Consider the following 13,289-nt stretch of genomic DNA (forward strand, 5'->3'; position numbering starts at 1 on the left):
ACTCAGCGCAGGCCTCACGAGGCCGGGGCTGAGTTCTGCTCCCACGTACCTCCCGTTCCGGGCATAGGCTGGTCTCATGTGGATCCTCGCTGCCTGCTTGTCAGCCCTGTTCGCGGGGCTGACTGCCGTCCTCGCGAAGGCGGGCGTCGCCTCGACGAGTTCGACGGTCGCGACGGCGCTGCGCACGGTTGTCGTGGCCGCGGGGGCGTGGGGCATGGCGGCGCTGACCGGAGCGGCCTCCGGCGTTGCGTCTATCGATGGGACTTCTGCGCTGTTCCTGGTGCTGTCCGGGTTGGCGACGGGGGCCTCGTGGCTGTGCTACTTCGCGGCGTTGTCTCGAGGGGACGTGTCCCGCGTGGCGCCGATCGACAAGCTGTCGACGGTCCTCGCGATCATCCTCGCGCTCGTCCTGCTGGGCGAGCCGGTGAGTTTGTGGAGCGCGGGCGGGATTGTTGCGATCACGGCGGGAACGCTTCTGATGGTGGAACCCTCCGACCTGTCGGGCCTGCCACGTGCGCTGCGCGGGGGTGGCAGCTGGCTGACGTTCGCGCTCGCATCCGCGCTGTTCGCGGCTCTGACGTCGATCCTCGGGAAGGTCGGCATTTCGGGCGTTGATCCGACGCTGGGGACGGCGGTGCGCACGCTGGTGGTGCTGGCGATGGCGTGGGTGATCGTGTGCATGCAGGGACGCCTTGGCGAGGTCCGCTCGATTCCCGGTCGGGAGCTGGCGTTTATCGTCGCGTCGGGTGCGGCGACGTGCGCGTCGTGGCTGGCGTACTATCACGCACTGAAGGATGGGCCTGCATCGGTCGTGGTGCCCATCGATAAGCTATCGATCCTCGTGACCGTCGCCGTGTCGGCCGTGGCGTTTCACGAGCATTTCACACCGCGCTACCTGCTCGGCCTGGCCCTCATGTGTGCGGGGACGGCGGCCATGGTGGCGGCGTAGATTCGCATCTGCTCGACGTTCTAGTGGCCTTGTTTTTCTTCTGAGGTATCCGTGTTGTTGACGATGAGATGGCCGAGCGGGAACGGTCCGGTCGTCTCAGTGGTAGTGACCAAGCCGTTGATCGTCTGGGTGTCACCCGTGAAGGGGTTTGTGGCCGTGCCCGCCCATGTGGTGGTGAGTGTGATGGTGCGCGTGGCGGACGGGTAGGGCCCGTCCAGGAAAGACTTCCACCCGCTCGGCGCCTTGTAATAGTGACGAATCAGGGCGGGGTCGGTGTTTGGATCCATGCCCTCTTGCCAGGGCATCCCCGGCGAGGTCGTGGTCAGATCCGGGGTTCCATCTCCCCAGCTCCACGTGTAGCTTGTGGCCGTGAGGGTGATGGTGATGTTGTGACCCAGCAGCGTAACGGTGTGGGTCTGCGTGGGATGCGTGGCCGCGACGAGCGTGGGGATGTACTTGTTCGTGTACGAAACCCCTTCGGGCCGCTTATGAAGGCCCGCCCCGTCCGCATGAATCGTCGTCGCTGCGTAGTACAGGATCTCCCGCGTGGTTGGCAGCTGCCCCGCGTTATTACCATCCCCCTTCCGCGTAATGTGTGCGCACGCGAATGGGGCAGATTCGGTCCCATCCGGCAACGTCACTGTATGCATCGTGTGACCATCGCACTTATCGTCCTCCGCATAGGTCTGCGCCTCTGCGCTTGCATCAGCAGAATTCGACAAACGGACCGCGTCATCCACGTTGTTGATTTGAGATGCAGGGGGCGCTACTACGGGAGCAGCCTGACCTCCCCATTTTTCGTCAGCGCTTACTTTTACGTCACTATTCCCATCTGCTTCTGCCATCTGATCCCAGTCATGGGAAGCCCCATCCCAGTCATCTGCCGCTGCAGCAGACACCTGGCTCCAAACAACACAGATAGCTACAAGAAACACGAGTATTGAACGGCGACCAATACGTCTAGCCTTCATCGGCTTCTGCCCTTCCCTGCGTTTCAACCCAGCGGTTCTCTTGCCATGTCATGAACAGGGAAATCGTGGATTGGTATTCCTCATTACGTACTGTGATTCGCGTACCGGAGCACTTCGTCCCATCAACAGCAGTAACACTAAACTTCACCCCAATCGTGTTCGGCGGGACATCGGAACCATTAGCAGGAACGGGTTCAAGGAGAAGAACATGATCGATGGTGAGTGACTTACCGTAGGCCCAGCCATTGGAATAATCAGCATCGATCTTTTTGATCAAAGACTGAGCAAACCCACTCGCATCATCCGAGAGTGCCGCAATAGCAGCGGTATCTCCTGTATTCCAGGCGTAAGTTGCAACAGCTAGGTAGTGTTCGGCCGCTGCTTCGGCTCCGCGTTCGGTGTTCTCCTTGGCTGCCTCGGGTAGTTCGGGCTTGGTGTAGGTGTCTGCCGCGTACTGGGTTGGGCGCACGAGGACTCCGTCGGGGCCGATCTCGTAGCCGCCCGACATGGCCGGCTCACTGGACACTGTTGGCGCGGGCGCGGGATGCACGGTGGGTGTTGCGGCGGCGCTGGGGCGTTCGGTCCATGAACTCATGCCCGCGGCTAGCGTGTAGGCGGCAACAGATGCTACAGCCACTAACACGGTGAGGCCGATGCCGATTGCCCATGGGCGCAGCGCGGCCCGCCTGGCTGCGAGGGAGCGCTTCTTGTGGCGCGACGGCGGGGCGAGGAAGTCTTGCTCGTCTTCCTCGGTGATGTGTCGCTCGGATAGGGGTGGGACCTTCATGGTGTGTGTGCCTCCACGGTGAGGTGTCCTCCGGCGCGCCCCCACCCTTGGGAGCGCGTCCTTTCTCATCAGGGTACGCGCAGAACCGACACGAAACACTAAGAATGCTGCGCAACCATCACGCAAATCCTCCCACCCGCATTCCCAGAACCGCACGGATGTGCACACCCAACCCCGGCCTCGTCCATCGATCGCGCGGAGCGGTCACTCCCCGGGGAAATACTCCTCGACGATCCCATCCAACTGCACACGGATCTCCTCGAAGGGGCGGTCCAGGTCGAGCGTCGTCGCGCTGATGCGGTTGCCGCTCATGCGGTAGGTGGCGTCGGGCTGGATGTCCTCGTCGGTGGCGGCGTAGAGGAGCATGCCCGATACCTCATCGCTCTCCCCCGCTCGCTCGAACGCAATCTGCTTGTTCTTCACGTACGCGAAGATCTGGTACAGGTTCCCCGAGTGCACGGTCCTCTTGTCGAAGTTGCTCTGCATTGTGGACGCGTAGTACTTCGCGTCGATGATGAGCGCGCGGCCGCGAGCGCTCAGCGTGATGTCGCTGCGCATGGCGGGCAGGCCGTCCGAAACCCCGTCGTCGAGCGCCCAGTCGATGAAGGACGCGCTGGCGTTCAAACGGGGATGCTCCCTGCGGTAATACTCGAGGATGAACTTCTCATACAGACGGCTCATGCGCTGCTCGTCGAAGAAATCCATCATGCGCACGGTGCCGTCGCTCTGGGTTTGGAGGAGGCCCTTGACGACGAGCCAGCACACCGCCATCAGCATGCGGTAGGTGCGGTTGTTGCGGTCATAGCGCATGTTCCAGTCGACCGTGTGCAGGTCGATCTCGCGCACGTCCACGAAGAAGACCATGAGCTTCTTCAGGCTCTTCTTGCGGGCCCTAGTAATGTCCGAGCGCACGAGCAGCGCGACCGTCGCCTTGATGACGCGGTTCATCGTCGTGTCGACGCTGAACTCATCGTAGGAGCACACGAGCTGGCGACGCAGGATCGCCTGCGATTTCACGGACTCTGTGACCTCGATCTTGCCGCGCAGGGAGGAGCGCGCCTCGGTCCGGCTGACGTATTCCTGCCCGAGGCCTCGTTTGAGTTGCAGGGAGACGCCTCGCTCGAGGATGGCGGCGCACAGTTCGGCCGCGTTGTCGAAGTCCTCCGTGGCCACGGCGCGGTAGCCCTGCTCGCGCAGCGCCGAGAAGGCGTAGGCGAGCATGTGGAAGACGTTGCGGACGCGAATCACCGCAGCATCCTGCGCAGCCTGTCGCTCCACTCGCGGACCTTGCCGGGCTCGTCGAACCAGTATTCCTTGAGCATCGGGATGAGCTCGTAGTCCACGATTAAGGCCAGGGACGCGTCGGTGCAGGTCTCAGGTTTCATGTTGCAGAAGTAGCTGTGTCCGATGCAGAAGCCCTCACCGAGAGACTCATCCTCCGCGATCTCACGGTTGAGGGATTCCACCTCGCGTACCAGGGCCTCGAACCTCGGATTATCGAGGCCGGAGCAGTAGTCGCGGAAGCCGTCGGAGTCGAAGGCGGGGCACAGTTCAACGAAGGCGAAGCGGCGGCGCAGCGCGTAGTCGAGCATGGCGAGGCTGCGGTCCGCCGTGTTCATCATGCCGATGATGTGGACGTTAGCGGGAACGCTGAACAATTCGCGTGAGTAGAGGAGCTGGAGTTTGTTCTTCGGTCCGCGTTTATCGCTCTCGATGAGCATGAACAGCTCGCCAAAGATCTTGGAGAGGTTACCGCGGTTAATCTCGTCGATGATGAAGAAGTAGTCGTTCTCCTCGTCATCGGCGGCCTTCTTGCAAAAGGAATAGAACGCACCTTTGACAAGCTCGAACCCCGCGCCGGAGGGACGATACCCCTCGATGAAATCCTCGTAAGAGTAGCTCTGGTGGAACTGAACGAGCTTGACGCGCGAAACGTCTTTGACGCCCATCATCGAGTAGGCGAGGCGCTTGGCTGCATAGGTTTTACCGACGCCAGGTGCGCCCTGCAGGATGATGTTCTTCTTTGTTTTGAGTAGACCCACGATCGCGTCGTAGCGTTCCTCGGACATGTAGACCTCGTTGAGGAATAGCCCGGCGGAGTACTCCGGGAAGATTACTAGTGGTTCCTCACTCTCAACGTCGTCGTCACTGTCCTCGAAGAACGTCTCAATGCGAGAAAGGAGTTCAGGGTAGTCGGTGATCTCGGTGAGGGTCTTCATTGCCAGTCGTTCGTCGATTGGCCAGTTTCCTGCGGACGTCCAGCGGACCTCCCGACAGTTCGGGTAGTGGCCGCCCTCCGGATCATAGACGTAGTCACCCGCAACAATTCCTCGCCCGAGAATCTCTGAACGTCCCTTCTTCACGAAAACGACATCGCCCGGCTTCATCTCGTTCGCAAACTGCCACAGGGCGTGAATGTCGTTCTTCTGGGTACCGTTTTCGGGATAGGTCTGGAGCATCTGCGCCTTCAGATCTTCCTTATGTGCGTAGGCAGTCAGATCCCCTATCTCGCCCCATGCCAGTCCCATGATTCCGCGCGAGTAGAACTCGTCCCACATGCAGGCGCCCCGGCCGGGGGCGTAGAGCCAATAGCGCACGGTCTGCACACCATCGTCGCCGAGAGCCGTCGTCTGCATCATCAACTCCTTGAGAAGCACAGCCATGAGTACTGGCTATCCGTCGTCATGGCCACACCCTACCACCCGGGTGACAGGCGACACGATTTACGCACACGAGTCCCCAACAGCAAAGCCGGGCCACGCCCTCGCGCGACCCGGCCACTGCCTCGTCAGACTGAGGCGTTTAGGCGACTTCCACCGTCGTAAGCGGAACGCTTCCGCTCAACGTACCCCCCAGTGCATCTTCAGCACGGTCAAGCTCGTAGCGCATCTGCAGGTTCATCCAGACTCCCGGGGTTGTGCCGAAGTAGCGAGAGAGACGCATCGCAGTGTCGGCCGTAATGCCCCGCTTCCCATGGACAATTTCGTTGATACGACGGGGCGGAACACTGATAGCGACGGCGAGCTTGTACTGCGTAATTCCGAAGCCCTCAATGAAGTCCTCCATAAGAACTTCACCCGGGTGAATCGGAGCAATTTCAGTGGTAGTCAACGATCTCAACCCCTTCTGGACCACTACTGCGCGGGTTGTCACACATCACGACTGCCCTCACCACGAACGGCGCGGGTCTGCCCGAACAAGCGAACGCACGCGATTGCTCGACGTCTCCGTCTTCCATCACGTAGTCCTTGCCTTCCATGCGCCCCCACCGTCGGGGACGTGCCCTTGCCTTTGAGGATACGCTCAGAACCGACACGAAACACCAAGAATGCTGCGCAACCATCACGCAAATCCTCCCACCCACACCCCCACAACCGCACGGATGTGCACACCCAACCCCGGCCTCGTCGGAGATTTTTTCAGAGACGGTTCGCTACCTCGGGAACTGCGCCGGCCCAATCCCATCCAGCTGTGTGCGGATCTCATCGAAAGCCCGATCCAAATCCAGTGTTCACGCGGCTATCTGGTTGCCACTCGTGCGGTAGGTAAAGCCGGGCTGCCCTTTCTCGTCAGTAGCCGCATTGAGGAGGATTCCTAAGGCCTCGATACGCTCCCTAGCACGCCCAGGATGAGCACCGCACATCGCTTGGAAAAGCTGACGATCTTTCCAGCCGAGTCGCGAGGAAACGGCTTGGCCGATCGCTTCCTATCATAGGGGCGCATCTGCCTATCAGAAACAACGACTATCCCTGGCTGCGGTTTCGAGCGTGGAAACAACGCACCCGATGAAGAACCGCTCAGAGCGCTCAACAATCTCGGCGCCAGCAAAAGGAAAGCACACTACCTCAAGACAATTGAAGGCTCGCAAGTCTCTTGAAGACTATTCATTCTTCCCTCATCTCCCGGACGGCTCCCCGCGGGCTGACTGCAGCTCCAACGCGTTCAATTCATTGACCGACCAGTATTCCAGACGCGCAGGCGAGCGCCCCCATCCCCGTGCAGTGGGATGAGGGCGCTCACTCTTTGCCTCAGCAAGCTGTTAACAGCCGCCGCGGCTCAGCGATATCAAAGATCGCGACGGCGACGCTTCATCGCGATAAGAGCACCACCGGCCCCTACCAGCAAGGAAACGACAATGGCGACCACGACGACGTTCGAAGCGCCTGTCTTGGCCAGCGGCTTGGCGGGAAGCTTCGGCGTCGGCACCGGCGTGTACGTGTTCGTCGCCTTCACGGCAACCACCACGTCCTTGTCAGTGATGGTGACCTTACCGTCATTGGATAGCTCAGACGCAACCGTATAACCGTCGCGGTTTGCCGTCTGAGCGCGCTCACTCAGCGTGCATGCCGTGCCCGTAGGCACTCGCGGACCCTCCACGGTCGTGCCATCACCCGGAACGTCAAGGTGACCCTCGGTGCCATCCGCACACACGTAGTCGAAAACGAACGTGTCCTGCACGAAATAATCCTGACCGCCCACAACCGCCTTCGCGACTGAGAAGGAGCCACGATCACGCACGTAGGTGTTGGTGGCAGCAACCTTGACGGTAGCGCTGTCCGTCACGTTGAAGACCGCGGTACCGTTGTTCACACCGTTGGCAGAGCCGTCAACTGTGAGAACAGTGCTCAGGCTGGCACCATTGATCGTGGCATCACGTTCGGAGACGGAGCACGAACCGACGGGGACATCAGAGACAGCGTGGTTCTCGCCGCCCTTGATATCTACCGTTCCCTTCACCTGGGCGACGCCGGAGGTCGGCGTGCACGTGTAGTCGAAGGTGAAACGCGCGTCCTTGGCTAGTTCGGCTCCGTCACCGTCCACGGTCTTGGAGATCACGAAACCACCCTTGAGAGCCGTATAGGTGTTAGTCACCGTCACCTCAGGGTTCGGGGTCGCAGTCGCCACGGTTACCTGGCCTGCGGAGTATGCCGTGGCCACGGCGTATCCTGCGCGCTGCGCGGTGTCGGCGTTCTCCTTGATGGTGCAGGAAGTACCGAAGGGAAGGGAGGGGCTCTGGACCGCGGTGCCGTTACCCGTCAGCGTCAGGGTGCCAGCCTTTTGTTCCTCAGTGAGCGCCACCGAGCCGTGCGTGCACGCGTACTGCACGGTGAAGTTGTTGTCGGCACCAGTAAAGGCAGCGCCCTCAGTGACCTTCTTCACCGAGAAGGAACCCTTGTTGAGCGTGTAGGTGTTCGTGAAGTTGGCGGCGACCGTCGGTTCGCTAACCAGGCCGATCGTCACGTTCTGTGCGTCATGGCCCACTGGGTCGAGGGCGTAGCCGTCGATGCCGGCCCCTTCGGTATCTTCAGTAACCACACAGGTGGTGCCGACCGGGAACTTTTCAGGGCTGGACACGGGGGTCGAGTTACCCAAGACATCCGTGATCTGTCCCTTTTTCTCGGTCTTGTCCGGGAGGGTGCACGTGTACGTGAAGGAGTACTTTTTCGTGTCCGCCCCCTCGGCGCCGCTGGCTGTCTTGATCACCTGGAATCCATTGTCGGCAGCTCCGACGGTATTCAACAGGTCGACCTGCGTGGTCTTCTGGTCTTCGATCGTCAGGCTCGTGCCAGCACCGGCACCGATGGTGAACTTCGGGTCCTTCCACACGTAGCCCGCAGGCAGAGTGGGGTTGGCCGTCGAGGTGTCCTCACGCAGGTTGGTGATCGTCGTACCCATTGGGAACGGTGTAGCGAAGCTAGTCTCCTGGCCCCGCTTGACAACCATCGTGGCCGTGCCGGTGCGCTTGTCAGAATTGAGCGTGCTGCTCTGGTCTTCGTTCGTAGGCGGCGTCCATTTCGGGTAGTTGTCGACCGTGGTGCCCGCAGGAAGCTCATAGTCGAAGGTCACCTTGAAGCTGACGTCTGCATCTACGTGTTGGACATAGTCGGAGGCGATCGTCTTTATGACACTGAAGGTACCCTCACCTTGCCGCATCTCAACATCGACGGACCCCGCCACAGTGAAATTCGTAGTCTTCTTCCATCTAAACTTGGTTCCTTCAACCAAAATACTGTTGGTGTAGTCGGTTCCCGGAAGCGCCGTCCCACCGACGAAGAGAGTCTTGTAGGAGATTGAATAGTTCGTCTTTGCCCTGAAAGGGCCCTTGGCTACGATGGTAATCGGAGTCGTTCCATCGGCTGCCATCTGCTCGCACTCACCTGTGACCTCGAAGGTCCCCTGCGCACCGGTCGTTGCCCCAGCCTCCGGTCCTTTGTCCAGGAGGACCCATTGCGAGGGGTTTTCCTCAGATTCGATGGCAGTGAGGTGGATCGACGTCATCGGGCAAGTCATGCCCGCGCCGAGCGTATCCTTGAAGGTGATGGTCTGTTCCGTCTGGCCATCGAAGGTCACGCCGAGCGCTTTCATGAAGGTCGGCCCACCGAAGTTGAAGTACCAGTTCGTCTCAGTGTCCCCTTCCTTCATTACTCCGATGTAGCTCTTGTAGAACTGTATGTCCGGACGGTAGGAACTTGAGGACTTGGGGATACCGCCAGTCCCCGGGAGATCAACGTTGACGGTCTTGTCACCGTTGATGATGAAGGGCAGCTCTTCCTTGCTCGTGTGCGAAACGACACCGAGCTGAAACTTTCCGGTCCCTCGGATGTCCTTGTTTCCAGCCTGGACCAGCGGCGTGATCCCAGCGTCGAACGCGCAAGTCAGAGTGTCGCCTGCGACGGTACACTGACCCACCGTCTGATCGCCGTACTTCATGGGTACCGCAAAAGTCGAGTGGAACTTGAACTCCGCAGGCAAGCCGATTGCGAAGGAGTCACCCTCCTTCGGCGTTATTTTCGAGGCATCCCAGTTGAATGTGAGCAGCGTCAGGCCCTTCACGTAGAGCTCACCGCTCTGCTCCTCGTTGGCAGCATTCACCTTGGTCAGGCCCAGGTCGGTCACCTCGATCTGAGGGTTGACAGCGGCCACTGCTGGCGCTGCCAGCCCGTGGGCCACCATAGCCAGGGCCGCCAGGAGGGTGACGGCAACGCCGGTCAGCCTCGATCTCACTGCCTTCAGTAGCAGGCTGCTTGTCGATGTCTGCATGCTCGGACCTTCCACGTTGAAAATGGGATGAGAAAACGACGGATGAAGGACATGGCGAAAAGCCGAATCCTCACGGATATTTACCAAGAAATTCTACCGCACCTGTTGGGCACATTTCGAGATAGTTACAGTACAAGTGTGTGTGAGATCACGCAAACCTGCCCGCTTGAGCACCATTAGCCCCAAAGGCAGTAGGTCTTTGACCTGCCGTTTTACTGCTGCGGGCTCACAGACGTCCAGTTGGTGGGAATCTACGGCCGCCGGATCCCACGTTCCCGTCATCTTTATCACTGAAGGCGCGTCTGACCGTCAGGAAATACTTAAGTGCTGAACCGAAACTCCACCACGTCACTACTCCTCGACTTGGTGCATGTCTTGAATTTCCCAGCAAGCCTCGGCAGCACCCCGAATAAGAAGTACTGCTACATAAAAGACGGCATTACATCGCCTTGCGACAGTCTCAGCATCACAGCATGACTGCAACCGACTTGACAGAATGAAGCGCCGCCATTCTCAAAGGAACCTGCCCCTACCCCGCAACGATAGGTCAACACGCCACAGCAAGACATCCATCGACAGAGCGTGTGATATGACGTGCATAAATCTAACGACAATCCGAAAACAAGTCTTTTTGGAGAGGTACTACAATGTCAGATAACCCAAACACTGAACACTTACCCGATTCAGAAGCAAACGAGAATCCACTCGATATATCCGATGACCTGACGGACTTCACATCCACCTTTTGCTCTCCTGTCGAGGGTCTACCAATGGACCAAGGCGAGTATATTCGGATTGCAGCGGAATGGACTACCGAAGAAGCTCTTGACCATCTATTCCCCTCCATCGAACCAACCACCTTCGCCGAACTAGCCGAACATTTGAACTCAGAGAGCTCTTTCTGGATAAAAAGGAAAGATGAAGACGAGTGAGCAACAATCAACATGCTTTGACATAGTCTCAGAACAGCATAAGGCAGCATAAATATTCCAAAACTTCTCACCCACCACCCGTAAGTGAGTCTTCATAGTTGAGTGCGGGTGAGTGTCTGGTCCTGCGACAATGAGGATTTCGCATACCCGCTGCTTACTGCGCTCGCAGCTCGCACGCACGGTTCGTCAATCAAATTCGACAAGGCCGTTGATAGCTACGTCAGTCTTGACCGATATCCACATCTCCAATATTCACGCTTTGCCAATTAACAACGCCCAACGGTTCTCATAGCACTCATGGAATCTTTCTGGGTGAGAAACAGCCCACCCATACACAGAACAATTCACGTCCTTCCCTCAGACATTAAACCTGAATTCGACGACGTCTCCGTCTTCCATGACGTAGTCCTTGCCTTCCATGCGGACCTTGCCAGCGGCCTTTGCCGCGGCCATGGAGCCGGCCTCGACCAGGTCGTCGAAGGAGACGACCTCGGCCTTGATGAAGCCCTTCTCGAAGTCCGTGTGGATGACGCCGGCGGCCTTGGGGGCGGTGTCGCCCTTGTGGATCGTCCAGGCGCGCGCTTCCTTCTCACCGGCGGTGAGGTAGGTCTGCAGGCCGAGGGTGTCGAAGCCGACGCGGGCCAGCTTGTCCAGGCCGGACTCGTCCTGGCCGGATTCGGCGAGCATCTCGCGGGCGTCCTCGTCGTCCAGTTCGACCAGCTCAGCTTCGAACTGGGCGTCCAGGAAGATGGCTTCGGCAGGGGCGACGAGGGCGCGCAGTTCGTCCTTCATCTCCTCGTTGTCCATCTCGGCGGCGTCCATGTTGAACACAAAAATGAAGGGCTTGGAGGTCATGAGCTGGAAGGAACGCAGCGCGTCCTGGTCCAGCTTGGCGCCCTCGGGGCCGGACAGCAGCTCGCCGCGCTCCAGCAGCTCGAGAGCCTGGCGCGCGGTCTCGAGGACGATCGGCTCGGTCTTCTTGCCTCGCACCTCCTTCTCGAGGCGCGGGATCTGCTTCTCGATCGTCTGCATGTCGGCGAGGATCAGCTCGGTCTTGATGGTCTCGATGTCCGAGGCCGGGTCCACCTTGCCGTCGACGTGCACGACGTCGGGGTCGGAGAAGGCGCGCGTGACCTGGCAGATCGCGTCTGCCTCGCGGATGTTGGCGAGGAACTGGTTGCCCAGGCCCTCACCCTCGGAGGCGCCGCGCACGATGCCGGCGATGTCCACGAAGGACACGGTGGCGGGCAGGATGCGCTGGGAGCCGAAGATATCCGCGAGCTTGTTTAGGCGCGGGTCGGGCAGGGGAACGACGCCGACGTTGGGCTCGATGGTCGCGAACGGGTAGTTCGCGGCGAGCACAGTCGCGCGGGTCAGGGCGTTGAACAGGGTGGACTTGCCGACGTTGGGCAGTCCGGCGATACCGATAGTAAGAGACACGCCCCCATCCTATCGGAGCAGGCCCGGTGGTGTTGCCCTACTTCGTGTGGTTTGGCCCGGCGACGCGGGGCGCGTGAGGACGCGCGGGCGCCATGCCGGCCTTCTTGAGGTCGGCGCGCAGGTCGCGGGGCAGCGCGAAGGTCGTGGATTCGGTTTCGGTGCGGGCCACCTCGACGGTGGGGAATCCGCGCTCCTGTAGCCATTCGATGACCTCGCGTACGAGGATCTCGGGCACGGACGCGCCGGAGGTGAGGCCCACGGTGCGGGCACCCTCGAACCAGGATTCCTCAAGCTCGTCGGCCTTGTCGACGCGGTAGGCGGCGCCCGCCCCGGCCTCGAGCGCGACCTCGACGAGGCGCACAGAGTTCGAGGAGTTCGCCGAGCCGACAACGACCATGACGTCCACCTGGGGCGCAATGTGTTTGACCGCGCCCTGGCGGTTCTGGGTGGCGTAGCAGATGTCGTCCGACGGCGGGTCGATAAGCTGCGGGAAGCGCTGACGCAGACGGTCGACGGTCTCGCGGGTCTCGTCGACCGAGAGCGTGGTCTGGGAGATCCACACGACGCGCGAGGGGTCGCGCACGACGACGTTATCGACCTCATCGGGGGTGCCGACGACCTGGATGTGGTCGGGGGCCTCACCGAAGGTGCCCTCAACCTCCTCATGGCCCTGATGGCCCACCAGGATGATGTCGTAGTCTTCCTTCGCGAAGCGCACGGCCTCGCGGTGCACCTTGGTCACGAGCGGGCAGGTCGCGTCGATCGTGGCGAGGTGGCGGGTGGCGGCGGCCTCGTGGACGGCCGGGGAGACGCCGTGCGCGGAGAAGACGACGCGGGCACCCTCGGGCACCTCGTCGGTCTCCTGCACGAAGATCGCGCCGCGCTTGGTCAGCGACTCGACGACGAACTTGTTGTGGACGATCTCCTTGCGCACGTATACGGGCGCGCCGTAGAGCTCGAGGGCCTTTTCGACGACGTCGACGGCGCGGTCCACGCCGGCGCAGTATCCGCGGGGGGCGGCCAAGAGGATGCGGCCGCTGCCCTCACCGTGGGAGGAGGGCAGGGGGGTCTCGGCGCTGGCTCGCAGGTCGACGTTTTCATTCATGCGTCCACCCTAGCGCCCGCGGCCCGGGGCGTGCGCGCGCTCGTGGCAATCCCACACGCTCCTC

General features: G+C 60.6%; 10 protein-coding genes. 2 read left to right on the forward strand and 8 right to left on the reverse strand.

Translation table 11 applies throughout. The features are described from left to right. Positions 1 to 76 precede the first annotated feature (76 nt). Positions 77 to 949 carry an EamA family transporter gene (locus ACTODO_RS00770; protein WP_003790257.1) on the forward strand — a complete coding sequence of 291 codons (873 nt, stop codon included), beginning with the start codon at positions 77 to 79 and terminating at the stop codon, positions 947 to 949. A gap of 20 nt (positions 950 to 969) precedes the next feature. On the opposite strand, the gene ACTODO_RS00775 is transcribed toward ACTODO_RS00770, so the two are convergent. The 6 genes from ACTODO_RS00775 to ACTODO_RS00800 all read right to left on the reverse strand — a co-directional run bounded on the left by ACTODO_RS00775 (position 970) and on the right by ACTODO_RS00800 (position 9,712). Beyond that, positions 970 to 1,689: a hypothetical protein gene (locus ACTODO_RS00775; RefSeq protein ID WP_003790260.1), complete on the reverse strand. Its 720-nt coding sequence runs from the start codon at positions 1,687 to 1,689 to the stop codon at positions 970 to 972. Positions 1,690 to 1,909: 220 nt separating this feature from the next. Next, positions 1,910 to 2,707 (reverse strand): DUF6318 family protein, encoded by a 798-nt coding sequence (locus ACTODO_RS00780; protein ID WP_003790262.1) that lies wholly within the window; start codon positions 2,705 to 2,707, stop codon positions 1,910 to 1,912. Positions 2,708 to 2,911: 204 nt separating this feature from the next. After that, the gene (gene mcrC, locus ACTODO_RS00785; RefSeq protein ID WP_034512543.1) at positions 2,912 to 3,955 is read right to left on the reverse strand and encodes a 5-methylcytosine-specific restriction endonuclease system specificity protein McrC; all 1,044 of its coding nucleotides are present in this window, start codon (positions 3,953 to 3,955) and stop codon (positions 2,912 to 2,914) included. After that, on the reverse strand, positions 3,952 to 5,346 hold the full coding sequence (locus ACTODO_RS00790; RefSeq protein WP_244262489.1) for an AAA family ATPase: 1,395 nt from the start codon (positions 5,344 to 5,346) through the stop codon (positions 3,952 to 3,954). The genes mcrC and ACTODO_RS00790 overlap by 4 nt, the downstream gene beginning before the upstream one ends. A 163-nt stretch (positions 5,347 to 5,509) precedes the next feature. Then, on the reverse strand, positions 5,510 to 5,818 hold the full coding sequence (locus tag ACTODO_RS00795; protein WP_034512547.1) for a HigA family addiction module antitoxin: 309 nt from the start codon (positions 5,816 to 5,818) through the stop codon (positions 5,510 to 5,512). A 954-nt stretch (positions 5,819 to 6,772) separates the two neighbouring features. Continuing rightward, the gene (locus ACTODO_RS00800) at positions 6,773 to 9,712 is read right to left on the reverse strand and encodes a DUF5979 domain-containing protein (protein ID WP_244262490.1); all 2,940 of its coding nucleotides are present in this window, start codon (positions 9,710 to 9,712) and stop codon (positions 6,773 to 6,775) included. Between the two features lie 683 nt (positions 9,713 to 10,395). On the opposite strand from ACTODO_RS00800, the gene ACTODO_RS10700 reads away from it, so the two are divergent. After that, positions 10,396 to 10,680: a hypothetical protein gene (locus ACTODO_RS10700; protein WP_003790275.1), complete on the forward strand. Its 285-nt coding sequence runs from the start codon at positions 10,396 to 10,398 to the stop codon at positions 10,678 to 10,680. Between the two features lie 357 nt (positions 10,681 to 11,037). On the opposite strand, the gene ychF is transcribed toward ACTODO_RS10700, so the two are convergent. Further along, on the reverse strand, positions 11,038 to 12,120 hold the full coding sequence (ychF, locus tag ACTODO_RS00805; RefSeq protein ID WP_003790276.1) for a redox-regulated ATPase YchF: 1,083 nt from the start codon (positions 12,118 to 12,120) through the stop codon (positions 11,038 to 11,040). Positions 12,121 to 12,157: 37 nt separating this feature from the next. After that, positions 12,158 to 13,225 (reverse strand): 4-hydroxy-3-methylbut-2-enyl diphosphate reductase, encoded by a 1,068-nt coding sequence (locus ACTODO_RS00810; RefSeq protein WP_003790279.1) that lies wholly within the window; start codon positions 13,223 to 13,225, stop codon positions 12,158 to 12,160. Between the last annotated feature and the right edge of the window lie 64 nt (positions 13,226 to 13,289).

It is taken from the genome of Schaalia dentiphila ATCC 17982 (assembly GCF_000154225.1).
Classification (GTDB): domain Bacteria; phylum Actinomycetota; class Actinomycetes; order Actinomycetales; family Actinomycetaceae; genus Pauljensenia; species Pauljensenia dentiphila.

Excerpts from the sequence above, each read along its gene's own strand:
- ACTODO_RS10700 (WP_003790275.1), top strand. The coding sequence starts at position 10,396 with ATGTCAGATAACCCAAACACTGAACACTTACCCGATTCAGAAGCAAAC.
- ACTODO_RS00780 (WP_003790262.1), bottom strand. The coding sequence starts at position 2,707 with ATGAAGGTCCCACCCCTATCCGAGCGACACATCACCGAGGAAGACGAG.
- ACTODO_RS00790 (WP_244262489.1), bottom strand. The coding sequence starts at position 5,346 with ATGATGCAGACGACGGCTCTCGGCGACGATGGTGTGCAGACCGTGCGC.
- ACTODO_RS00810 (WP_003790279.1), bottom strand. The coding sequence starts at position 13,225 with ATGAATGAAAACGTCGACCTGCGAGCCAGCGCCGAGACCCCCCTGCCC.
- ACTODO_RS00770 (WP_003790257.1), top strand. The coding sequence starts at position 77 with ATGTGGATCCTCGCTGCCTGCTTGTCAGCCCTGTTCGCGGGGCTGACT.